Origin of the sequence: Paenibacillus antarcticus (assembly GCF_001637225.1) — a bacterium.
Taxonomy (GTDB): Bacteria; Bacillota; Bacilli; order Paenibacillales; family Paenibacillaceae; genus Paenibacillus_AQ; species Paenibacillus_AQ antarcticus.
The window spans coordinates 56,562-80,746 of the sequence record NZ_LVJI01000024.1 but is presented as its reverse complement, the minus strand read 5'-3'; the positions used below and the strand labels follow the sequence as shown (position 1 = coordinate 80,746).

At 39.2% G+C, this 24,185-nt stretch carries 23 protein-coding genes; 5 read left to right on the top strand and 18 right to left on the bottom strand.

The genetic code is table 11. The annotated features are described in order from the left end of the window. Nucleotides 1–17 precede the first annotated feature (17 nt). A complete protein-coding gene (locus PBAT_RS16650; RefSeq protein WP_068651029.1) occupies nt 18–542 on the top strand; it encodes a GNAT family protein in 525 nt (174 codons plus the stop codon). Then, nucleotides 515–1,648 (top strand): YheC/YheD family endospore coat-associated protein, encoded by a 1,134-nt coding sequence (locus PBAT_RS16645; protein WP_068651028.1) that lies wholly within the window; start codon nt 515–517, stop codon nt 1,646–1,648. The genes PBAT_RS16650 and PBAT_RS16645 overlap by 28 nt, the downstream gene beginning before the upstream one ends. 67 nt (nt 1,649–1,715) lie before the next feature. Here the strand turns inward: PBAT_RS16645 and PBAT_RS16640 are convergent, their stop codons facing one another. From PBAT_RS16640 to PBAT_RS16610, 7 genes are all read right to left on the bottom strand, one after another. Then, nucleotides 1,716–3,287, bottom strand: a complete 1,572-nt coding sequence (locus tag PBAT_RS16640; RefSeq protein WP_068651027.1) for an ABC transporter substrate-binding protein — start codon at nt 3,285–3,287, stop codon at nt 1,716–1,718. Nucleotides 3,288–3,342: 55 nt separating this feature from the next. Continuing rightward, nucleotides 3,343–4,242 carry a carbohydrate ABC transporter permease gene (locus tag PBAT_RS25635; RefSeq protein WP_068651026.1) on the bottom strand — a complete coding sequence of 300 codons (900 nt, stop codon included), beginning with the start codon at nt 4,240–4,242 and terminating at the stop codon, nt 3,343–3,345. Between the two features lie 11 nt (nt 4,243–4,253). After that, entirely contained in the window at nt 4,254–5,240 is a 987-nt protein-coding gene (locus PBAT_RS25630; protein WP_068651025.1) for an ABC transporter permease, read from the bottom strand. A gap of 337 nt (nt 5,241–5,577) precedes the next feature. Beyond that, a complete protein-coding gene (locus PBAT_RS16625; RefSeq protein ID WP_068651024.1) occupies nt 5,578–7,185 on the bottom strand; it encodes a response regulator transcription factor in 1,608 nt (535 codons plus the stop codon). After that, a complete protein-coding gene (locus tag PBAT_RS16620) occupies nt 7,178–8,938 on the bottom strand; it encodes a sensor histidine kinase (protein ID WP_068651023.1) in 1,761 nt (586 codons plus the stop codon). Before PBAT_RS16620 ends, PBAT_RS16625 begins: the two co-directional genes overlap by 8 nt. Before the next feature lie 211 nt (nt 8,939–9,149). Beyond that, a complete protein-coding gene (locus tag PBAT_RS16615; RefSeq protein ID WP_068651022.1) occupies nt 9,150–9,965 on the bottom strand; it encodes a PPK2 family polyphosphate kinase in 816 nt (271 codons plus the stop codon). Nucleotides 9,966–10,133: 168 nt separating this feature from the next. Next, the gene (locus PBAT_RS16610; protein ID WP_068651021.1) at nt 10,134–10,796 is read right to left on the bottom strand and encodes a phosphatase PAP2 family protein; all 663 of its coding nucleotides are present in this window, start codon (nt 10,794–10,796) and stop codon (nt 10,134–10,136) included. A gap of 129 nt (nt 10,797–10,925) precedes the next feature. Here PBAT_RS16610 and PBAT_RS16605 point away from each other — a divergent pair, with 129 nt between their 5' ends. Beyond that, nucleotides 10,926–12,317, top strand: coding sequence for an aldehyde dehydrogenase (locus PBAT_RS16605; protein WP_068651020.1), 1,392 nt, complete (start codon nt 10,926–10,928; stop codon nt 12,315–12,317). Nucleotides 12,318–12,397: 80 nt separating this feature from the next. Here the strand turns inward: PBAT_RS16605 and PBAT_RS16600 are convergent, their stop codons facing one another. The 9 genes from PBAT_RS16600 to PBAT_RS16560 form a co-directional block, all read right to left on the bottom strand. Then, a complete protein-coding gene (locus tag PBAT_RS16600) occupies nt 12,398–12,967 on the bottom strand; it encodes a manganese catalase family protein (protein WP_068651019.1) in 570 nt (189 codons plus the stop codon). 25 nt (nt 12,968–12,992) lie between these two features. Continuing rightward, nucleotides 12,993–13,259: a spore coat protein CotJB gene (locus PBAT_RS16595; RefSeq protein WP_068597784.1), complete on the bottom strand. Its 267-nt coding sequence runs from the start codon at nt 13,257–13,259 to the stop codon at nt 12,993–12,995. Next, entirely contained in the window at nt 13,259–13,480 is a 222-nt protein-coding gene (locus PBAT_RS16590) for a spore coat associated protein CotJA (protein WP_068651018.1), read from the bottom strand. Before PBAT_RS16590 ends, PBAT_RS16595 begins: the two co-directional genes overlap by 1 nt. Nucleotides 13,481–13,690: 210 nt before the next feature. Continuing rightward, on the bottom strand, nt 13,691–14,722 hold the full coding sequence (gene ytvI, locus PBAT_RS16585) for a sporulation integral membrane protein YtvI (protein WP_068651017.1): 1,032 nt from the start codon (nt 14,720–14,722) through the stop codon (nt 13,691–13,693). Nucleotides 14,723–14,734: 12 nt separating this feature from the next. Next, the gene (locus PBAT_RS16580; protein ID WP_068651016.1) at nt 14,735–16,078 is read right to left on the bottom strand and encodes a hemolysin family protein; all 1,344 of its coding nucleotides are present in this window, start codon (nt 16,076–16,078) and stop codon (nt 14,735–14,737) included. A 16-nt stretch (nt 16,079–16,094) separates the two neighbouring features. Then, complete coding sequence (gene yfkAB / locus PBAT_RS16575; RefSeq protein ID WP_068651015.1) at nt 16,095–17,234, bottom strand: radical SAM/CxCxxxxC motif protein YfkAB; 1,140 nt, start codon at nt 17,232–17,234, stop codon at nt 16,095–16,097. 288 nt (nt 17,235–17,522) lie between these two features. Then, nucleotides 17,523–18,641, bottom strand: a complete 1,119-nt coding sequence (locus PBAT_RS16570) for an HD-GYP domain-containing protein (protein ID WP_068651014.1) — start codon at nt 18,639–18,641, stop codon at nt 17,523–17,525. A gap of 90 nt (nt 18,642–18,731) precedes the next feature. Then, nucleotides 18,732–19,562 carry an undecaprenyl-diphosphate phosphatase gene (locus tag PBAT_RS16565; RefSeq protein ID WP_068651013.1) on the bottom strand — a complete coding sequence of 277 codons (831 nt, stop codon included), beginning with the start codon at nt 19,560–19,562 and terminating at the stop codon, nt 18,732–18,734. Nucleotides 19,563–19,621: 59 nt separating this feature from the next. Then, nucleotides 19,622–21,061 carry a bifunctional metallophosphatase/5'-nucleotidase gene (locus PBAT_RS16560; protein WP_068651234.1) on the bottom strand — a complete coding sequence of 480 codons (1,440 nt, stop codon included), beginning with the start codon at nt 21,059–21,061 and terminating at the stop codon, nt 19,622–19,624. Nucleotides 21,062–21,223: 162 nt separating this feature from the next. Between PBAT_RS16560 and PBAT_RS16555 the strand changes: the two genes are divergently transcribed. Continuing rightward, complete coding sequence (locus tag PBAT_RS16555) at nt 21,224–21,946, top strand: molybdenum cofactor biosynthesis protein MoaE (protein ID WP_068651012.1); 723 nt, start codon at nt 21,224–21,226, stop codon at nt 21,944–21,946. Nucleotides 21,947–22,013: 67 nt separating this feature from the next. After that, entirely contained in the window at nt 22,014–23,054 is a 1,041-nt protein-coding gene (locus PBAT_RS16550) for an HD-GYP domain-containing protein (RefSeq protein ID WP_068651011.1), read from the top strand. A 49-nt stretch (nt 23,055–23,103) separates the two neighbouring features. Here PBAT_RS16550 and PBAT_RS16545 read toward each other — a convergent pair whose 3' ends face one another. Further along, nucleotides 23,104–23,709 (bottom strand): M23 family metallopeptidase, encoded by a 606-nt coding sequence (locus tag PBAT_RS16545; RefSeq protein WP_068651010.1) that lies wholly within the window; start codon nt 23,707–23,709, stop codon nt 23,104–23,106. A gap of 27 nt (nt 23,710–23,736) precedes the next feature. Beyond that, entirely contained in the window at nt 23,737–23,937 is a 201-nt protein-coding gene (locus PBAT_RS16540) for a hypothetical protein (RefSeq protein WP_068651009.1), read from the bottom strand. Nucleotides 23,938–24,185: the final 248 nt, after the last annotated feature.

The window sequence follows — 24,185 nt, the reverse complement described above, 5'->3', positions numbered from 1 at the left end:
GGGGGTGAGTATAAAGGATGCAAATTACATCCTTAAGTACAGTGTCCAAACGTGAATGGCAGAAACTACATGATCAAAGTGTTCTTTTTGTTAAGAAATATAGTGGGAAACGGATAACAACGGAGGGCTTTCGTCACTTTGCCGATTTAACTTATGAAGATTTGTTACGATCAGATGTGTCTTTTCTAATAGCAACGGTTCGAGGGGATCTCGGACCTACGCTCGCTGGTGTTAGTTTCATTTCTGGATATGGCGAACAATCCTGCTTAATCGTCGTGCATCCTTTATACCGAGGACGACATATTGGGACTTCCCTCATGTCATCCCAACTCACCAATTTAGGAGAACTAAGCTGTAATGTTGCGTTAGACAATGTTCATAGTCTTCAAATGTGCTTTAATGTTGGACTTACAGCCGGTTCACTCCATATTGGACCAACCGGTAAGCCAAGTCTTAAGTTACACGGAGAATACTACACCCCAACAACTTTCACTCAAGAAGAAGGTGAACCGATATGCCACGTCCCGTCCTTGGGATCTTAACGCTATACCTCAATGAACAAAAGCAACTCGAAGAACGAATCATTTATCAGAACATGATCTCCGAAGGAAGAAAGCTTGGACTTGATATCTTTGTCTTTACACCCATGGATGTTAACGGCTCGACGAAGAAGATCATAGCTATGGAATTTGATCCAATACAACGTAAATGGAGTCGAAGACTTCGAGATTTCCCTAACATGATCTTTGATCGCTGTCGTATCCAAAAAGGTTACCGATTCAAACAGCTTTTAAATTTCCGGAAAAACTATGGGCATCACGTATTTCTTAATCGTCCACTCCGTAATAAATGGATTATTCATGAAGTACTCTCCAAAAAAGAAAACTTCCGTCCACACTTACCTCTGACGAAGTTAGTTACCCGTATTTCAGATGTTGAACAAATGCTAAAAACGACATCTGTCGTATACCTCAAGCCTGTTAATGGAACTGGGGGGCGTGGCATTCTTCGGATCGAGAAATTAAAGAATCAGAAACAATATTATATTCAAGGGCGCAATCAACAACGTAAAATCATCACACCACATAAAATACACGCTGCCCGTCTTGGATCTATTCTGCAGACTTGGGATATGAAAGACAGTTATATCGCCCAAGAAGGGATTCCCGTTCAATTACCTAACGGACGTGTACATGACTATCGCATGCTAGTGCAGAAAAACCGAGAAGGTCAGTGGGAATTGACCGGAATGGTCGGTAGAGTAGGTGCTTCTCGGAGTATCACGTCTAATCTGCATGGAGGCGGTCAGGCCATAACGATGGATATCCTGTTATCTCAATGGATCAAAGACCGAGAAATACAAGAGCAAGTGAAAAAGAAATCAGAAATCCTTGGCCTAGAGACGGCTAAATATCTGGAACAAACCTATGGTGCATTGTGTGAACTCGCCCTTGATTTAGCTATCAATAAGAAGGGTGACGTCTTCCTACTGGAGGTTAACCCTAAACCCGCTAGAGAAGTATTCGCTAGAAGTGGGCAAAAGGATATCTATCGTCAATCGATTATCAAACCTTTAGAATATGCCCTGTGGTTATATGGACAAAAGGATGTTCTTATCAAAGCAGAAGTAACTGAAGAATTATCTTAAAAGTTGAATAACCTATAGAAGAAGAGGGACCCGGAGTATAATCCGAGTCCCTCTTCTTCTATTTACCTTATTTTGCTGCTAAGAACGCATCCAATTGTTTCTGTTTCTCAGCGATAATTTTATCGATACCAGCTGATTTCAGTTTATCTTGGTATTTAGAGATCATTTCAGTAGGATCTACTGCACCCGCAGTTAATGCAGGTTTAAATTGTTTGTTCACATTATTTACAGCTGCAATTTCATTCTTGACTGGTTCACTATTGAATGAGAATCCAAGAGCTGGAGATTTAATACCTTTGGAGTTGAATTCCTTGAATTTATCCCATTTATTCGGATCTTCATTATCCCATAGGTAGTTCAAGAATTGGTTCCCAAGTTCCCACTGTGCCCCCGGATTATAAGTACGATTATTCGCATCTGCATCTGCAGGAATAGAGATCACATTATCTGCCCCATCTTTTAGAACGTAATGCTTTCCTTCAATACCAAAGTTCACTAAGTTATTAAAAAATTTATCAGAGTGTAATAAGTTGATGACTTGCATAGCCACTTCTGGCTTCTCAGATGATCTAGAAATGGCTAACATAGCTCCTGAGGTATCTCCTGTAGTGATCGTTGGTTGTGTTAATTCGATTTGTGTAAGAGGGAATCCTACACTTGCTTCTTCTTCCTTGTCTTTACCTGGTTTCATTCCGTCAGTCCACATAAATACTTTACCTGTTTTGGCTTGTTCTTTAGGGAACACGTTAGAAGTAGCAGCATCACTGTTGATATATCCTGCTTTGTACCATTTTCTAGCTAATTCTGCAGTCGCCTTAAATTCAGGTGTATCTAATTCATTCATGACTTTCGTTTCTGTTCCAACCTTCTTGATTACTCCTGGTACTGAAGCATCTCCCAGATAGTCCCAGTCAAGATTTTCAAGTAATCCGTTACCATTAGAATTAGACATGTAGAAAGGTGTAACTCCAGGCTCATTTTCTTTAATTACCTTAAGCAGAGGCTCCAAATCAGCCCATGTCTTCACAGTACTCTTATCCAATTTGTATTTGTCGAGCAAATCTTGACGAACGAGTACGCCACGTGTGGCAGCAAGTTCCTTATTCGTTGGAACGCCATAATTTTTACCTTCAATTTTGGAACCATCTAAGAATGCAGGATCCAAGTTCTTAAGGATATCTTGACCATTACTTTCAAGTAGATCATTAATGGGTAGGAAGGCACCCTTAGCTACGTTAACTGTATAGTTCTGCCAAGCTGCTGTGAATATGATATCTGACTTCTCTCCAGATGAAATCATCAAATTCAGTTTGTTATCCCATTGTCCAAAGTCAATCGCACTGATTTTGATAGTTGCATTAATTTTTTCAAGCAAATACTTGTTAGCTTCTGCTTCAACTAGAGCAACATCTTTTTGTGGCGTTCCAGGGTAGTACAAAGTAACTTCGTAAGGATCACCTTTGGGTTCTTCCTTTGGTTCCTCCTTAGGTTCTTCTTTTGTAGCATTTTGTACCTTCGTTGTATTTTTTTCAGAAGCATTTTTTTCGTTATTCGACGATGATCCACAACCACTAAGTACCATGGAGAACATCAATACTACTGCCGCTAATAGCGGTAAAGACCTCTTAAGCCTAATCAAAATAACCCCTCCTAATAATAGGTTTTATATGCTAACCGATTCATGTGAATCGGGTTTAGCCTTTTACAGCGCCTACGGTCAGACCTTTTATGAAATATCTTTGGAAGAACGGATAAGCTAAGACAATGGGTCCTACACCTACAACCGCCATAGCCATTTGCAGTGTTTTGTTTGGTAAGTCTAGGATATTACCGCCACCTGCAGAGGAAATTTGAGATGCTACATTAGAGTTTGAGGTCAAGAACTGAATATCGAGCAACGTCCGATACATGAGATACTGTAAGCTGATCGTCTTGTTATCTGAGATGAATATCATACTCAGATACCAATCATTCCAATAGTTCAGTGTGCTGAACAAAGCTACGGTTGCCAGCACGGGCAGTGATAGAGGCAGTACGATTTTGGAAAAAATTTTCAATTCACCAGCCCCATCAATTCTTGCAGATTCCAATATAGATGCAGGAATTGAACTAGAGAAGAAAGTCCGCATCACGAGTACAAAGAAGGGTGACATAAGCAGTGGAATGATAAGAACCCATACACTATTCTTCAGATCAAGAAGATTTACATATACCAGGTACCATGGGACCAATCCACCACCAAACAGCATCGTGAAGAAAATAAAGAATGCAAATCCATTACGATAAGGCAAGTCTTGACGAGATAAGGGATACGCATAAAATGCTGTTAACATTACCCCTAAAATTGTACCTACGACTGTAACAAAAATGGATATTCCATAGGAATACAAAATCTGACTAAAGTCTTTAAACAGAACATCATATGCTTTTAGACTGAATACTTCTGGGATAAGCTTATACCCATTCGCAACGATACTTGTTTCATCTGAAAAGGATATGGAGAACACCAGTAGCAGTGGAATGATACATAGTAACGAATAGAGTGTAAATATTCCATTTATTATGGCTCTGGATGTTTTAGTTCCTTTATTCATATTAATTCCCCCTAGAATAGCGCATTGTCGCTGTTTATTTTACGGACAATGGAATTGGATATTAACACGAGTCCGAATCCCACTACGGCCTGATAGAGTCCAGCTGCAGAAGACATCCCCATGTCCCCACCAACTAGGAACGTTCGGTAAACATAAGTATCTAAGACGTTAGTCACAGGGAACAATGCACCCGATTCCATAGGAACTTGGTAGAATAAACCAAAGTCTGCTGAGAAAATCTTACCGATTTGCATCAGTGTCATGATAATCATCAAGGGATACAAAAATGGTATCGTAATGTGCTTGATCTGCTTCCATTTATTTGCACCATCTAGCACAGCAGCTTCATAATATTCTTCGTCAATACCCACTACAGCAGCTAAGTAGATGACAACGTAATATCCGATATTCTTCCACGTATTGACTAGCGGTAAGATATACGGCCAGAATTTAGGTTCTGAATACCAATCCAAAGGTTCGATTCCAAGCGCTGGGAAAACCGTAGCATTTATAAATCCCGAATCTCTGCCTAGAAATGCTAATACAAGATAACTTATAACAATCATAGATAAGAAGTATGGGAGTAACATCACGGATTGGAATATCTTAGAAGCATACTTGTTCTTAACTTCATTTAATAGAATCGCAATCCCAACGCCTATCAATAAATTCAACAATATAAATACGGAATTGTACGCCAATGTATTTCTAGTAATTTCCCATGCATCTGATGTTGAGAACAAATACCTGAAATTCTCAAATCCACTCCATGGACTGTGTAAGATCCCATCACGATAGTTCACATTCTTAAACGCAATAATGACACCAAACATCGGTAAATAATTGTTAATTAACAAAAAGATTACACCTGGCGATAACATCAAATAGAGCACTTTATACTTCATTAAATTTCTAAAAAAAGAGTTTTTCTTTCGCCGTGTCTTTATTGTCGGTTCCAGTACTTTAGGCTCTTTGCCCAATACAGGTTGAAGTTTCATATGCGTTCTCCCCTAACCTCCATATTTATTTATCTCTTCTATATGATTAGTATATGGGATTAAAAGGAATGCCTCTATGGTGTAACATGACTTATGAGGTAACGTTATTATGACATATGAGATTACCCACCTAAATACTCCCTACTAGGGAGGACCCCAGAGGACCTGCCCTCTGGACACCCGAAATTTCGGTGCAAGGAGGTAACTTGACTGAAATATGTAGGTGAGTGGTATGAGCGCTTTGTCTCCTGCTTTGCTACGCAAAGGACGGGGACACGCTTCCATACGGCGCAAAAGGACCGAATGCTTTCAGCATCGGTCTACCTTCTTCATAGCGTTAAATTCGGTATTGCTTTCGGTAATCTTGTGGGGTAAGGCTCGTGTGTTTTTTGAACATCTTAGTGAAGTGAGAAATATTATAGTATCCTACGATTTCAGCGATGTCAGCAACTTTGACTGTCGATTGGATAAGAAGGGATTTTGCTTTTTCAACACGACACTTTACAATATAGTCCGATAAAGACATGCCTGTTTCTTTCTTAAATAGACGGGATAAATACGCGGAGTTGAAGTTGACGAATGAGGCTAGATCTTCGCGACTAAAGTCCTCTCCAGTATGCGATTCGATATAGGTGCATATATTCTCAACAACGGACTTAGGAGGCTTATGTGGAGGATGTATCAGATCAAGTCCCCGACTAATGATCTCTAAAGTCCACGCCTTAAGATGACTTAAAGAACGAGTAGCCGTTAGATCATCATACGGACGTTTATCAAGCACCACTTCACGGATCGATATATTATTCTTATGAAGAATATCGTACACCATGTGCAATAACGCGTGATAGAAGAAACCTAGTGTTTCTGCAGATAATTGTTCTTGTTTGCCAAGCAACTCAAATACTTCATCTACCCGTTCTAACAGTTCACCTCTTTTACCTAATTCAAATAGAACAGACAATTCAGGGAACCACGGAACAGGCAGAAGATGATGGGGTTCTTCTATCCGACTTGTAAGCTTCAGTACACTGTTCGATTGAGTTACGTTCTGACGTTCCATTTCTAGTAAGTCGTAGTAGATTTGGGTAAGATTAGCAATGGTAACCGGAGTTCCAATATAACAGGAAAGATGGCAATAAAAGTACCCCGTGCATCCAGCAATATATTGTTTACAGCGTTCCATAAGTTCTTCGATCTGAGGCATTTGTTGTTCATTACCATACAACAGAACAATATTAATCCCACTGCGATCCTGAATCACGATTCCCGGCCAATTGTTTAGAATTATTTCTTCGGCTGCGTTCCGCAAGGCATATTCCATAATCTCTTCATCTCGAATATTAAATTCCCTATCCCACTGTTCAACACTAATAATGATAGGAAGTACTTTACTATCTACATCAAGATAAATATTATAAGACTCCGTTAAATCCCTAATCTGTTCAGGTGTTGATCTCATTCGTTGACCTAGAATGTCCTTCCAGAATCTCTCTATTAGAAGCGGTTTACGCTTTTCCCATAAGCCATAATACTTCTTGTATATCTCATGTGTATGTTTCATATCATGATCTTCTTGAATTTTGTTCAATGCCCTCTCAACGGTCTGCATCAACTGATCATATTTCACAGGCTTCAGTAAATAATCAAAACTCTCTAATTGGATAGCCGTTTGCGCGTAATTAAACAATGCATGTCCTGTCAAAAAGATTGTCTCGGTATGAGGATAGTGTCCCCTCACCCATTCTAAGAGCTGTAGACCAGTCTCCTTGGGCATTTCAATATCACATATCATGATGTCAATTGGAACCGTTCTGAACAGTTCTTTCGCTTCATCCGCATCCATCGCCTTATAGACATGTGCAATCCCAATCTGTTCCCATTGAATATTCTCAATGAGTGCTTGAAGCGCATATTCTTCGTCATCTACAATTATTAGATTATGCATATAATAATCCTCCTCCGCTTTCAGCCAATTCTATCGGGATTCGAATGATGACTACCGCTCCACCATCAGGTCGATTCATAAATGACAAGTTTGCCTCTCCTCCAAATTTCATCCGCAATCTGTTCTCTACATTCCATATTCCAATATGTTGTTTCCAATCATCTACGATATATTGGCCACTATGTAATTGCTCTAACAGCGTAGCTGGGAATCCATCCCCATTATCTATAATAATAATATTTATGAACCGGTCTGGATTGTGAACGTCAGATACCACATGTACTTCTATGACGAAATGTTCCCCTCTATTCTTGAAACCATGAATCACTGCATTCTCTACAAAGGGCTGTACGGTAAGTGGCGGTAACTGAATAACATCGAATGATTCCGCTATGCTAAGTTTGAATAATAGTTTATTAGGAAAGCGTAATTTCTGAATTTCTAAATAATGCTCAATGTGCTCCATTTCCTGATATAGATGAATGAAATCTCTATCTGTACGGATACTAAATCTAAAATAATCAGCTAAATGTTCAGCCATTTTCTGGACCAAATCATACTTTTTAAGCCCTGCTAAACTATAGATAATATTTAATGTGTTTAAATAGAAATGGGGGTTTATTTGCATCTGTAGCTGTTTGTATTCTGCTTCCCCAGTTCTTAACTTCTCCTCATAAATATCAATCTTTAAATGCTGAATTTGAGATATCATCTGATTAAATGTCTTAATAACGAAGTCAAATTCTACGGAATAGTTAGAAACTAATTGAAAGTCTAAATCTCCCCTCGTAGCCGTTCTCATTCCCCTTATCAAAGTCCCCAATGGTTTAAACAACGTCTCCCTTAGAAAAACAAGACTTAATCCCAAGAAACAAAGTGCAACAACTGGCGTCCATCTAATAGCCATTTGAAAAAAAGATAAATTCAACAAAATTCGTTCTTCCGGTAAAAGTACGATAGAAATCACATCGGAAACAGCTGATTTTCTACCGACGAGTAAATAATTTTGCTTATCTACAGGATCTTTAATAATCTGATAAGGTTTATCCAGCCCATTTAAATAACGTGAGACTAACTTAATTTGATCCGATGATAAAGATGTGTCTGATAGCGGCGTACCGTCACTAGAGATCATTAACGAACCGCCCTTCTCTCCCATTTCAACAAACTTTTCCTGATTATTAAGGCTATTCATGTTTATCCAAGCGCCCGCATACAAGTCCTGATTGATCTGAGTAATCTTAACTAGTCCATAATTGCTACCAGCCTTAACAATCTTCCAATTGGCATTCTGTACACGCCCATCTTTCATGATTGCAGTAGGCATCATTTCTTTAATGGTAGTTATCTTATCGTTGTAATGGTCCGGGTTCCCAATGGTAATATCATCTTCGCGTATATTGTATAAGAAGAAAGAATCAATTAAATTATAAAAACTTGTATCGGTTGTAAATTTATTCAGTATTCGCTGCTTGGTTATGGTGTAATCACCACTACCATAGGGAATGAAATATAACGCGATAATATCGGGGTCTGTATCACCCAGACGATATAGATAGCGGCTGGTCGCTTGTAGAACACGTTCATTCTGCTCCATATTCTGAGATAAATGATTGCTATTAATTAGTGATACCTGTTCGCGTACAACTTGAATAGCATATAAATTATTGTAGTAAACAAAAACCATAATTGGGATCATTACGATAGAGAACCCCACAATAAATTTAAAGCGAAGCGATCTTCCAAACTTCATTCTCTCACCCCTTCGCATATGTAAGCGCCAACAAATTGTGCGACTGTATTTCCATATCATTCTAAATCACGGATCATATGGAAGTCTATACCTATTACTTTATTTATTATGATTGATGAATCAAATATAGTAAGCTCATCAATTTCCTAATAAAAGAATAGGAAAAAGGCACCCCATAGAATATAGAGCGCCCTTTACCATTCTTTTCATCTCAATTTTCATTTGTAATCTGTTCTAGAAATGTTATCAACTCTGGATTCGGTTCTGGTTCTTTCAACTTCAAGCTTCTCATAGCTTCTACAACAATACTTAGAACAGCATAATCACGATACCAACGATGATCTGAGGCAACGACATACCAAGGTGAAACGCTACTACATTTCTCCATCACTTCTTCGTAATGTTTGCGATATTGCTTCCAAGATTTCCGTTCCTCTAGATCACTAGGATCGAACTTCCAGTTCTTAGTTGGATCCTCAATACGACTCTTTAACTTCTTCAACTGAAATTCCTTCGATATGTGCAAGAAAATTTTGACGACTAACGTATGATTGTCGTTCAAAAGTTCCTCAAAATGATTGATATGCTTAAATCTTCTCTTTGCTACCTTGTCCGTTATTTGATCGTGCACCCTTGTGATAAGGACATCCTCATAATAAGATCGGTTGAACGTCGTGATTTGACCAAGCGCAGGTGTTTTAGTATGAGCTCTCCATAGAAAATCATGCTGGCTCTCTTCTTCAGTTGGCGTTTTGAAACTATAAGAGGATATCCCTTGTGGATTAAGTCCCGAAAAGACGTGCTTGATTACACCATCCTTTCCACTACAATCCATTCCTTGAAACACAAACAAAACAGCCTGTTTCTTACCCGCTACAAGCATCTCCTGTAACTCTTGTAACTCTTCTTTCAATTTCAAAGTTTCCTCTAGGATTTCCTCTTTACTCAGAATCCCACCCGTATCACTAGGATCAATGGCGCTAAGATCCACCTTCTTCTTTACAGGCAATGCAAATGGTTTGGGCATCCTTTCCATCCTCCATAAATAGCAAATTTGGACACTTTGATTGTAAACCATGAATAACATCGTTATATTGAATTAAAGCAACATGCTTTGACTAATATTCTAATCATAGATTATTTGCCTATTATTAACAAACAATATAATCACCCTTACATAATAAGAAAAGCCTACTCATTCGTGAGTAGACCTTATACGTTTCGAACGTTCTAAATAACGTTGATAAATCCATATCGAACCTGTTAACCAACAGGCACTCATTAAGTATCCTCCCAAGATGTCACTTGGATAATGAACTCCTAAATAAATGCGACTTACACCAATGAGTGTAATAAATAGTGAACTTAGAATAATGATCGTAACCCGCCCAACTGCGGTCGGGACATGTTTCCATAATAAAAAGGCAATAACGCCATACAACGTGAATGCAGCCATAGAATGCCCACTAGGAAAGCTATAACCATGAGCTTCAGCGATGCGGTTAATGTCTGGTCGAGCACGCTTAAATATTAACTTCAATAACGTATTCAACAACGAAGAACCAATCACTACACACACTAGAAAAACAAGTTCGGTACGGTGACCTAAAAATATGTAAAGTATAAACATAACTACGAACGTAATTATCGCTATGGAGAACCCATTACCAATCATCGTGAACAACTTCATGATTGTAGTTAATTGAGGCGATTCGAGACCCTGAATCAGATTGATCATAGTATTATCAAAATTCTTAATCTTGGTGTTACTAACAAATACAGCAATCAGACCAAAACTAATAGCACATACAATGGAGATCATGAGAGTCTTTGATAATTCAAGCTTCCTATTATTCATAAGTCATGTCTACCCTTCATGTTTTTATTTTCTTAACATACATATAATTTCTATGAAGCTACATTATGGACTTACTACAAAGTAAATAGTACTATTCAAACATAGGTTTAAACAGGAGGAGTCCCGTCTATGGAATATTTAACAACCTCACGTATGGAGGAAATATTACAAGAACATCATCAGTACTTTTTCAGTGGCCGAACATATGACTTTCAATTTCGGATACAACAATTAACGAAGTTAAAAGAGGCCATAAAGCGCAATGAACAACAGATTATGTCAGCCCTATATCAAGATTTAGGAAAAAGTGAATTTGAATCCTACGCTACGGAAATCGGTCTGACGTTAGATAATATCGGATATATGATGAAACATTTGAAACAATGGATGAAGCCACGAAAAGTAAAAACACCCATTCACCAATATCCATCTAAAAGTTTTATCCTACAGGAACCCTATGGAACCGTATTAATTATAGGTCCCTTTAACTATCCTTTCCAATTAGTCATTGAACCACTCGTCGGTGCTATCGCTGCTGGTAACTGCGCCGTGCTCAAACCTTCAGAGAATACACCTACCGTATCAGCTATCATTACTACTATCATAAAGGAAACATTCGAAGAATCCTACATTCGAGTGATTGAAGGCGAACGTGAAACAACATCGATCCTGATTCATGCACCTTTTGATTATATCTTTTTTACGGGAAGTGTACCTGTAGGGAAGATAGTCATGGAGGCTGCAGCCAAGAATCTCGTTCCTGTCACGCTTGAACTTGGTGGAAAAAGCCCTGTAATTGTAGATCGAACAGCAAATATTAAGCTAGCCGCCAAACGTATTATATGGGGAAAACTCTTAAATACAGGACAGACATGTATAGCACCTGACTATGTCATCGCTCATGCAGAGATTAAAGAAGAACTGATTGAGACCATGAAAACTGTCATAATAGACTTTTACGGAACAGATGCCAAACAAAGTAAAGACTATGGACGCATTGTCAATGAACGGCAATATGAAAGACTCGCTACTATTTTGGAAAAGGATCGTGCTCAAGTTCTATATGGTGGTCATGCAGTCAAGGAGGACCTTTATATAGAGCCTACCCTATTAGCTGTTGGATCGCGAGCTGATGCTTGTATGCAAGATGAGATTTTCGGACCCATTCTACCTATCATGGCGTACCATGAGCTTGAAGAAGCCATTCAGATCATTCATAGTCGTCCGAAACCATTGGCTGTATATTTATTTACAGAGGATAAGGATACTGAGAATGAAGTGCTGAGACGTGTCTCCTTTGGAGGCGGATGTATTAATGATACCCTCTCACATGCCGCTAGTGTCCATCTCCCTTTCGGAGGCGTAGGGAATTCAGGTATAGGTGCTTATCACGGAAGAAGTAGCTTTGAGCTCTTCTCTCACAATAAAAGTATTATTAAGAAAAGTACAAAGTTAAGTATTAACGTTGTTTTCCCTCCTTATGGGAACAAAATAAAATTACTCAAGAAATTATTGAAATAGTGGCTCGTAATCATGATAAAAAGGGCTCTATCCTTTAGGAAATCCTAAGGATAAAGCCCTTTTTTGCATTGATTTACTAATTAAAACACCTTCTGCTCCTGACGATCATCCTTGATCATCTCCACGGCTTCTTTGAAGCGTAGCGCATGCACGATCTCCCGCTCACGCAGGAACTTCAAACTGTCCTGTAGATCCACATCATCTGTCATATCGATCAGCCACTGGTATGTAGCCCGTGCTTTCTCCTCAGCAGCTATGTCCTCATACAAATCAGCGAGAGGGTCTCCCTTGGCTTGAATGTATGCAGCTGTGAATGGAACCCCACTTGCATTCTCATAGAATAGCGCACTGTCATGGGCGGCGTAATGGGGACCAAGCCCCGCAGCCTTCAGTTGTTCAACTGAAGCATCTTTGGTTAGTTTGTAAATCATGGTCGCGATCATCTCAAGATGAGCGAATTCTTCCGTCCCGATATCCGTAAGAAGTCCAATAACCTTATCAGGTATCGTATACCGCTGATTTAAGTAACGTAGCGCAGCAGCCAACTCTCCATCAGCACCACCATACTGTTCTGCCAAATACCTAGCCATTTGAGGATCACACTTACTAACCCTTACAGGATATTGTAACTTCTTCTCATACACCCACATGAACTAACCTCACCTCCGTTAGATTCTAGACTTGCCAAGGCCAAGGGGATTGTGACCATTGCCATGGAAACCTTGAAAAAGCATGACCAAAATTCATAAGAGGTCCGTATACTTCCTGGAACTGATGCGCAAGTCGCATTCTTTCTTGACTAAGCTGGTTATACTGTTGGATGCTTTTAAGATCATCAGGATGAGTATCTAGAAATAAATTGAGTTCTACAAGAGCAAAATCTACAGTTTGAAGTTGTTCCAGCCATTCATAATACTGTTCATCGCACTGTGTAAACTCCATCAAGAAGTCCCCCCTTGCGATTGTCTAGCAGTATATGGACTGTATAGTGCTGGCCAAAGTGTTCCCCGTCTTAAAGCTTCGGAAAGACTATACTGTGGCCAACCCAATGGCTGGAATTGAATGAATTGATTAGGTGGTACCACATAAGTCCTACAGAGTAGTGGCGGACAGGGATCAAAAGGACCAATAAAAGGTGTATAACTTCGTATCTGTGAGTTCAACAAAAGTCTCCTCCTTAAGAATCATAATACCTAGCGCAACATGCGTCTTTGTAATAAGCATATGTCGTCAGCCCAGAAAATGAACTAAAATAAGACAAAAAAACTCCTTGGCTTGGCCAATAAATCAGCTTTAACCAAAAGGAGCTTAAAGATAACGGGATGATCCAGCCATATCCCACTTGGCTAAATCATCCCGTTTAGTAAATTCATTCAAAACTTAATTTTGATATGGAATAAGCCCGCTTTACGCATGGCTACATAAATAATAATGACCAACGGCCCAATAAAGAAACCGATAACTCCAACTAATTTGAAACCAATATACATGCTAATAAGAGCAGGCAGCGCTCCGATACCAACAGCATCACCTATAATTTTAGGTTCAAGAACACGACGCCATACCGTGATTACAATAAAGAGGATCACTAATCCTAGCGCTGTATAGGTATTCCCAACAATCATTAGATATATGGCCCAAGGGATTAGAACCGAACCTACACCAAGAATAGGTAGCAGATCGACGACAGTGACTAATAGTGCGACAGCTAATGGATAAGATACCCCCAAGATTAGCAGACCTAAGAGCGTAACGACATATGTCGAGATACTTAAGATAAGCTGGGCACTTAGAAATCCGAAGATTGACCTTTTGAGACTAAGGATCACTTCATTCACTTGGCTCTGTGACTTTTCTTCAAAGAAAGATAGAACGCTATAACGCATCGTATCGAGACTGAAACTAAACAAATACACAGCCACACAAAAAACAATGAAGAATATAAACATATCCGGTATCCCTTTAGCAAAAGACAGAAATGAAGATGAAACCGTATTTACTATAGATTGAACATACGAAGTCAAATTAGATAGAAACTGTTGTAAACTCGTTGCCACATCAGGCTGAAGACGGTCAAATAACCCTTCTGCCTGAATCATCGCGTCTTGAATAAAATCATTAGCACTTGAGAAATAACTAGGTGCGTTCTTCCAATACTCGACGAGTTGAGTAAACACTTGAAGTCCCAAAATATAGACTAACAATAAAATCAAGAGTAGAAATAGAGTACAAGTGATGGTGGATGCCGTAATTCGGTTTAGCTTCAACCGTTGCATTAGAAACACATTACCCGGCTCAATGAATATAGCTACTAATGCTGCGAGAAGAAATGGCGAACCGATCGTAAAGAGACCATAAATGAATAGAAGACTTAGCGCAATGAATATTAACTGCTTCCCAGACATTCCTCACATCCTTTAGAGATCATCCTGCTCTGTTTGCCTCACGGTGTCTGCTCGTATAATCATGACCCTAGTAATACGCAATTTAGTCGCTTCCTCTACCTGAAATATGAAATTACCGATCTGCACATGATCGCCTTTGGCAGGACTTCCCTCTAGTTCTTTGAACAACCATCCTCCGATGGAGTCGACTTCATTATCCTCAATCAAAACACCAGTGAGATCATTCACATCCTCAATAAGCATTCTCCCCTTTACAGAGATAATATCGCCATCGATTTCCACATTCTCGCGTTCATCATCCTCGAATTCATCATATAAATCTCCAACGATTTCCTCTAGGATTTCTTCCGCTGTTAGGAGTCCAGCCGTTCCGCCATACTCATCTACAACAAGTGTAAGCTGGGCATGCTTCTTCTGCATTAGGCGGAGGACTTGGCTGATCTCCATGGATTCAGGCACATTTAATATCGGCCGAAGCATGGATGTAAGATCCTCTTGTTGTTCCTTGTTCGCAAGTAGAAGATCCGTAATATGAATAAAACCAAGAATCTGATCTTTATCTTCTAATGCAACAGGGTAACGAGAATGCTTGGTCTCATTAATTATCTTTATGTTGTCTTCAAGAGGTAAATTCACATATAAGCAAACCATATCTGTTCGAGGTAACATAACCTCCCGCGCTAACAGATCTGAGAATTCAAAAATATTGTCCATAAGTTTCATTTCTTCTTTGTCAATCACACCACTACGAGCGCTCTGATTCATTAATAAACGGATTTCTTCCTCAGAATGTGCCCCTTCTGCCTCACTGGCTGGTTGAATGCCTATCAGCCGAAGTAAGGCATTTGCTGAAGCATTCAATACCCAAATAAACGGGAAAAATATTTTGTAAAAAAAGATCAACGGAGCAGAAAGGGCAAGTACTGTTCCTTCTGTTCTTTGAAGCGCTATGGACTTCGGAGCTAGTTCTCCTAATACAATATGTAAGAAGGTAATCAAACTGAAACCAATTACAACACCAACCGTTGTAATCAGCGTTGGATCCGTAATACCTAACTTAAACATGATTGGTTCAACAAGAAGGTCCGAAATAGCTGGCTCACCGAGCCAACCAAGTGCCAGAGAAGTAAGTGTGATTCCAAATTGTGTTGCTGATAGATAAGAATCCAGCTTATTGTTAACTTTCAGCGCAAATCCAGCCAACTTATTCCCTTCACTGACCAATTGCGTAATACGTGTTTGACGTATTTTCACAAGTGAAAATTCAGCCGCGACAAATACGCCATTCAACAATACAAGCAGCAATACTAGAGTTATATTTATTGTAAGTTCCCCGATTGCAAACTCTGTATGCAATACGAACGCCTCTTTTCTATAAACGGTTTGCGGTTCTTAATTTAAAGTCCACGTCTTTATAATACATATCTGCTACGAGAAGGTTTGGACCACAACATCCTACAGCATCACAATGACAATTCACTTTTTGGTTCAGCGGATGACCATTCGTCCATTGATTGAAAATATCTTCAAGTGATTCATTCTTAATGTTCCCAAACGGAGGAATATCTGCAAAATCTGTCACATAAACATCCCCAGAAAATAAATTCACATTCACTCGGTTACGACCATCGGGGTCATTTCGAACTGTGACATTCTTTGATTCCTTTAATCGACGAAGCAACTTCAAATCTTCCTCCCGATCACTACAGGCATAAAACGGAAGTGTGCCGAACAACATCCACACAGACTCATCACGTGAATCAAGTAAGCCATATATAGATTTGCGCATATCTTCTAAGGATAATACCGGAAGGTTTGAAGCAAAGTTTGATGGATACATAGGATGAACTTCATGACGTTGACAGCCCATATCTACAATCAATTGATGAATCTCATCTAGCTTCGTATGTGTTCGATAATTAATCATGGATTCGGCTGAGATGTACATGCCAGCATCGGTAAGTTTACGCGTATTCTCAATCATCGTGTCATATAGACGATAAGCCGCTTCCTTACTTACGGGACGTCCACTGTTTGCAAATCCTACCTCATGAAAATCATCTCCGTTCAAGTAATTGAACGACATATGCATAACATCTAGGTAAGGAAGAAGCTTCTCATAGCGATCCATACCCATCGTCAAATTAGAGTTCATCTGTGATTTGATTCCACGTTCTTTCGCATATTTCAGCAAAGGAACGATGACTTCATCTACAGTTTGCTTACGAAATAGAGGTTCTCCACCCGTCATACTTATCGTTTCCAAATGTTCTACTTGGTCCAATCTTTTGAGCATTAGATCCAATGAAAGAGATTCAGGTTCTTTCATAACAAGCATATCTCCCACTGCACAATGTTCACATCGCATATTACAGAGATGAGTAACTGTCATTTCTACGCTAGTCAGGACATGCTGTCCATACTTGCGAAGTGAATTTATAGGTTCCCATTGATCATACCCTGGTGATATTTGTTGCATGTTCGTAGATCTTGCATTTTCTTCTGTAATCATATTATCCACCCTGTTCCCTTTATTAACCAACTATATAATAAGCCCAAACGTTTACTATATATCATATCACGAAGAGGGTATTAAATCATTTTTCTTGATAATACATTTCTTGTTAACCATTCAAATATATTATTATCCCAATGCTCATCATAATCATACCTACCACCAAAAGTAGCCGTATACATCGTCAAAAAAAACCATGATACAACGACGGCTTTAGCGATAGTAGCACATCTTTGTGCCCACAATCACATTAGCTTTTCATAATGTCGTTGTTTCATGGAATTCTTATAAAATCGTTGTTTCGCCAAATGTGTCTAATCCTTCAACTTGTGTAATGACGATGGACAACTGTTGCGTCAAATCCATATCATAAGGTGCTTTTAGTACTTCACCAAATTCGTTAGTCAGAACACGAACTACAGGACGTTGAGGGATACTTGGATCTATTCTACACACCACTCCGGTCTCTCCCGAACTAAGCTTAACACTCATACCCGGTGGATAAATGGCGACCTTATCACGAAATACTTGTAGCTTCTTCTGATCAAACATAGTACCCGAACCCCCATACAGGATCTCCATGGCTTGATGTGGTAGCATCGCTTTCTTATACACACGATGAGAAGTCATCGCATCATATGAATCAGCCATTCCTAACCATTGAGCAAACTCATGAATTTCAGAACCTTTCAGCCCTCGTGGATACCCTGTACCATTCAGCCTTTCATGATGCTGTAACGCACAGTGGGCTGCAAGTAAAGGAATGTCAGGTTCACCTTTCAGTATTTTAAAACCTAATTCCGTATGAGACTTAATTTGTTCGAATTCCTTGTCATCCAGTCTTTCAGGCTTTAGTAATACCTCAAGTGGAATCTGAGTCTTACCAATATCATGTAGAAGTGATCCTATGCCAAGCACTTTAAGCTGTTCGTGAGATAAGCCACTTGCAGCACCAAGAATTAATGTATATATACATACATTTAACGAATGCCTGTACAAATAATGATCGGTTTGGTTCATATCCATAAGCATGATCATCGTCACTTCTTGGCTATTCAGATCATCTAGAATGGACTGCATTACAACAGAGAAGTCTCTGCCCAAATGACGGTACCCACCAATCCCTCGTGAGGTTATTGACGATTCCGATATTTTTTGAAAACTTGATTGAATAGTACGTAGGGCTTTGCGCCGTGTTTCTTCGTGTAAGACCTCAGGAATAACAATATCCTCTGTTAATACATCTTGAATATATACATAATCGATCCCAATTCCCATTAATCTACGAATCAGATTATTCGTTAATTCCACGCCTACTGCCAATAGTGTAACGCCATCAGCACTATATATTTTCTTGCCTAATTTCATGCCTTCTTTAAGCTTCTGCACAGGTACTAGTCGCAAAGTATATCCTCCTACATGGATGAATAATGTCATGATACATCAAATCCGTTACAATGATCTCCTAATCGAGAACAATATGCTTGGATGCGATTAGTTTAGTATAAATATCCAGAATACAGCGGCAAGTACAAATCGATAGATTGCAAAGTGAGTAAGTCTAATTCGCTGTATATGTTTCATAAAGGCCAGTACTACGAAATACGCAACTACAAATGCTACGAGAAACCCTATTGCAAATACGCCTATAGTCTCACTATTAAAATATCGGTATGAATCGAGTAATTCATAACCCGATGCAGCACACATAATGGGAATAGCGATCAAAAAGGAGAAATCTGCGGATGCTTTATAACTAACACCGCTTAACATCCCTCCAGAAATGGTAGAACCAGAACGTGAAAATCCTGGCCATAGAACAGATATAATCTGATATAATCCGATTAACAACGCTTGCTTGTAAGTCATGTCATCTAATTCATGCGCTGTTACATTTGACTTGGATTTGTTAAACCATTCTGCAAAGATCATAAATATACCACCTGCTACTAATGCCCATACTACGGTGTTTGCACTAAACAAACTTTTAATAAAATCTCTCGCAAAAAAAGCGACAATAAGTGCAGGAGCAATCCCCAATATCACATGGATAAGGTCAAGCCCTTTCTTTGATGTAGTTCCAACAAGGGTTGATTTATTATTCCGTTTAATTCCGAGCAACCCCAATATTCGGCGCCAATACACAATAGCAATTGCAAGGATAGCCCCTAATTGAATAACAATTTCAAAGGTTTTCATAATATCTGTTTGATCATCAAATCCCATTGCTTTGGACGTTAAGATCATGTGCCCCGTAGAAGATACCGGTATGAATTCTGTAATACCTTCCACAATTCCAAGAATAATTGCTGTAATCGTATCCATTATATCCTCCTAAATGTTTCTGTTCTAAATAACCTATTCTATGTTGAAATCCTGATAACTTAGACTACAGAGTGCCATCTTATCTCATGACAATCCTCGAGACTACCCGGACGTTGAAGTTCAATGCTTAACAAGTCCCTCAGAAATTCTGGTAGAATAAATGTTCTATCCGTACCCTTTGCAATTCTTTCATAACCTATTCCAAAAGTGAACATATCAATGGTACCTACCACATACTCTTGATCATCACATAAAGGAATACCATTGATACTAACGCTTATCACCCTATCATAAGGGATTCGGGTACTGTCGTACAATACCTCTGCTCCATCAAGTGCTATACTCCCTAATACCTTCCCTCGAAATCCATACCCAAAAATCTTCTTTTCCTTATACTCAGACAATAGACTTTGTTCTAACGTATATCGAATATCACTACCTTTTAACTTAAGAATACAAGGATTAATGGGTGACGGACATAATTGATGTAACATGCCTACTGTGATATTTCCCTCCGGGAGAGATCCTAGCAATTGCCCCGTATTAACCATAGCAATTTCAGTCTTTGTGAATTGACGTAACGATTGTGCCATCATGTTACCAAAAGGAGACTCCTGCCCCTCTTCATTCAGTAATAAAGCATGATCTGTTAGCGTTATTGTACGTTGTAACACCTTTTCGGCTTGATTACGATGAATCTCCAAAGCTGTAGTAATCCTGTCATCCTTTTGCATCGGATCTACAGGTAAACACCCTCCCCATACCACTTTGAATCTCCCATCAACATCACGCTCCATAACCACTTTGCCTACAAATTGTCCAAACTTACCCGCACCACAAATACTCGTATTACCGATGTGTATTGGCTCTTCGAGTAAGTGATGTGTATGTCCACCCAGAATTAGATCTATCCCATCTACGTTTGTCGCGAGTTCACGATCTGTTGGTAGACCTAAGTGAGATAAAAGAATAAGAATATCAACTTGTGGTCTTAGGATAGCAATCTGTTCCTTTATTGCGATTTCAGGATCAATAGCCTCCCATCCAAGAAGTCTGTAGAATTCATCAAATGGTGCGGTTACGCCAATCATTCCTATATTGATATTTCCTTTAGTTATGATCGTATGTTCCTTCATCCAACTCGGACAATGACCACTAGCTAATTCACGAATATTGCAGCACACGACGGGACACAACAATCCGCTATAAGCTCTCTCTAACATTTCAGGTGTGAAAGTAAGACCCTCATTGTTACCTATCGTAATCGCGTCGTAGTTCGTTAAATTAATGATATCCGTATTCACTAGCCCAACACTACCTTCTGTCTCTACTGACATGCGATCCATATGATCACCTATATCCAACAGAAGAAGGGGACTGTCTGAAGCAAGATTTTTTTCTGTGGTTATCAATCCAGCGATGGAACTTACCATTTCAAAATGACTATGAATATCATTGGTATGTAGAATGGTTAGTCTTTCTTTCTGAATCTGTATCATGATGATTGTCCCCCCTTTCTCTATTCTTCCTAATTCAATCAAATCTATTTCAAGACTGCCCACCCGTTTGCTTCCTCTTAATGCTTACGCTTAATCATAACATTTCCTTAATGATTGTGGTATATTGAAGGGGAAAACCGACATAATACGAGGTGCATAAATATGATAATAAAAATTAGACTTTTTGCTGGAATAGCTGAACTATTAAATACTACTGTACTCGATTTCTCAATAGATCAGTTGCCCATCAGCGTGGATCAATTAAAAGTTTTACTTTCTTCTACTTATCCTGAGGCATCATCCCAAATTTCAGTATCCTTCTTTGCTGTTAATGAAGAATATGCTACTGGTGAAATGATGATTACAGTGAACGATGAAGTCGCTCTTATCCCACCGGTATCTGGAGGAGATGGACACAAATCACTCGTAGAAAGAAGTTCAGATGGCATGTATGTCATCACGGACGAATCGCTATCTATTGAAGAAGTATATTCCAAAGTACTAAACAATAATCATGGCGCTACGCTCTCCTTCGTCGGAACCACTAGAGAAATGACTGGAGACAAGCGAACCGTACATTTAGAATATGAAGCCTATATCCCAATGGCATTAACCTATTTAGAAAAAATTGGAACCGAATTGAACATACGTTGGCCAGGTACGATTTGTGCCATCTCACATCGAATCGGAAAGGTTGATATCCAAGAAGTCAGTGTGATCATTGCCATTTCTTCAGCACATCGAGATATTTGCTATGAGGCAAGTCGATATGCCATTGAAAACTTAAAACAATCTGTTCCTATTTGGAAAAAGGAGATTTGGGATGATGGACACAAATGGAAGGGGGTTGACCAACAAGAAACTTGGGACCCCCTCTCACGTTAATAGCGTATATCCAATTTCTTCTTGTTATGATATATTTATTTACAAATATTAAGTGAGGTGCTTCCTCTTGAGAGTTCATGTAACTGATTTAAAACCAGGAGATATTTTGCAAGCGGATACTTTTAATGATAAAGGCCTTCACGTCTTAAAGAAATATGCTGAATTAGGAATGACTGAAATAAATAAACTGATTCAGCATGGCGTTGATTATGTGGATGTCGAGTCTCTTACTACGACTAACAATGTATCAACTAAGAACCAGGAGTCTCTATCCAAAGCTACACCTCATTTAGCAAATGCTATTGATGGATTCGAGAATATATTTATGGAAGCTATCAGTACAGGGAAAATAAACAGTAGTATGGTTGACGACATCTTCCATCCTCTAGTTGATGAATTATCAGACCAATCAGATGTTGTATCTTTATTGTTAGCGAATGACTTCACTGATGATTATACTTATCAGCACTCTATGCAAGTTGGGATGTTATCTTATTATATTGCCACTTGGCTTGGATACGCGAAGAAGGATGCCTATGCAGCTGGCAAAGCAGGTTATTTACAGGATATAGGTAAATGTAGAATCCCTCGGGAACTACTTAACAAACCCACTAAATTAACGCAGGAAGAATTTGAAGAAATGAAGCTACACACCACTTATGGTTATGAAATCATTCGTAGTTCTTCTATTGATGAAGCATGCGCGTTAGTTGCTCTACAACATCATGAACGCGACGATGGCAGTGGATATCCCCTTAGATTACATGTACATAATATTCATCCATTTTCACAAATCACAGCAGTAGCGGATGTGTTTAGCGCGATGACAACGAATCGTGTGTATCAATCCAAACAAGAATTATTAACCGTTCTTCGTGAGATATACAGCTTAAGCTTCGGTAAATTGAATGCCAAACCTACACAAGTCTTTATTAGACATATGCTTCCAAACTTCATTGGAAAAAACGTCCTCTTATCCGATGGTCAGATAGGAACAATCGTCATGACAAACCCTATAGATTCATTTCGTCCGCTCATCCAGATCGAGTCTACATTTCTAGACCTTTCCACCGAACGAAATTTATCTATTGAAAAATTATTTATGTAGTATAGCAAAAACAGGCTACCTTATACAAGGTAGTCTGTTTTTGCTATACTCATACATTCTGTCTCTCCTGTCCTGAAGCTACCCGCAGTTCATCAGCTAATCGACCAATCTCCTTCTTCTCTTCACGAGTCTTAGCTGTTCCCCACGCTGGCTTGAGATACTTTTCAATGATTGCATTCGCATCCTTTATTTCCACTCTAGCTAGCCCCTCTTTCGCGTAATAATCTTGCAAGTACTTCGTAGGTTCAACTACTCCAATCTCCGTACTTGTGAAACCAAATGAAGGCGAACATGCCTTACGTATCTCGTAATGGAGATGAGCACCTGTACTTATCCCTGTACTTCCTTGAAGCCCCACCTTATCCCCTCTAAGTACCTTATCCGCAACCTGAACCATAGCCTTAGATAAATGAGCATAACAATGCAGATACCCCTTGTCGTCCTTAATTGCTACCACGAAACCATAGCCTCCAAATCCTGAGCCTTTCACTCCTTCTTTAGCATGAATGACTTCTCCTGCTACAAATGCGTATAGTGGGCCCGAAGATGGTGTAGTTACAAGATCAACGCCTCTGTGAAACTTGGGTACTTTATTAATTGGATCTATCCGCATGCCGAATGGACTCATGAGTCTAAATGATTCAAATGGGTTCATCGCTATCCTCTCTCCTTTTCCTTCCAATCAACTACCAATCTGGTCATATATTCTATTCTTATAATCTATTCCTGCTTGTGCGTTTCCTTTGATGGATTGAGAGTCAATAAAGGGCATCCATAGATCTTTAACGATTTGACTAGGGACACCCTTTTCTGTAGGGGGAAAATAGATGGTGTGAATCGCTGCGCTACTGTGAGTAAATACAATTTCCAGAAACCATTTCAAAAGGAACAATTCCTAAATATGAATCTCTGTTATCGCTTTCGTTCTGAACAATAAAAGATGTGCTTAAAAGTGTGTTTATTCCATTCGACTAAAACCTAAAAATAACAGGTCGAGGATAACCCTCTTGACCTGTTATTTTAAAGAAACGTCTCTATTTCAGACATCCGTTGTCTTCACATAAAGTTAATCTACTTTTGACCAGATATAAAAAAACATGTCTGAGCTTCTTGAACACCAAAGTGTAGAAG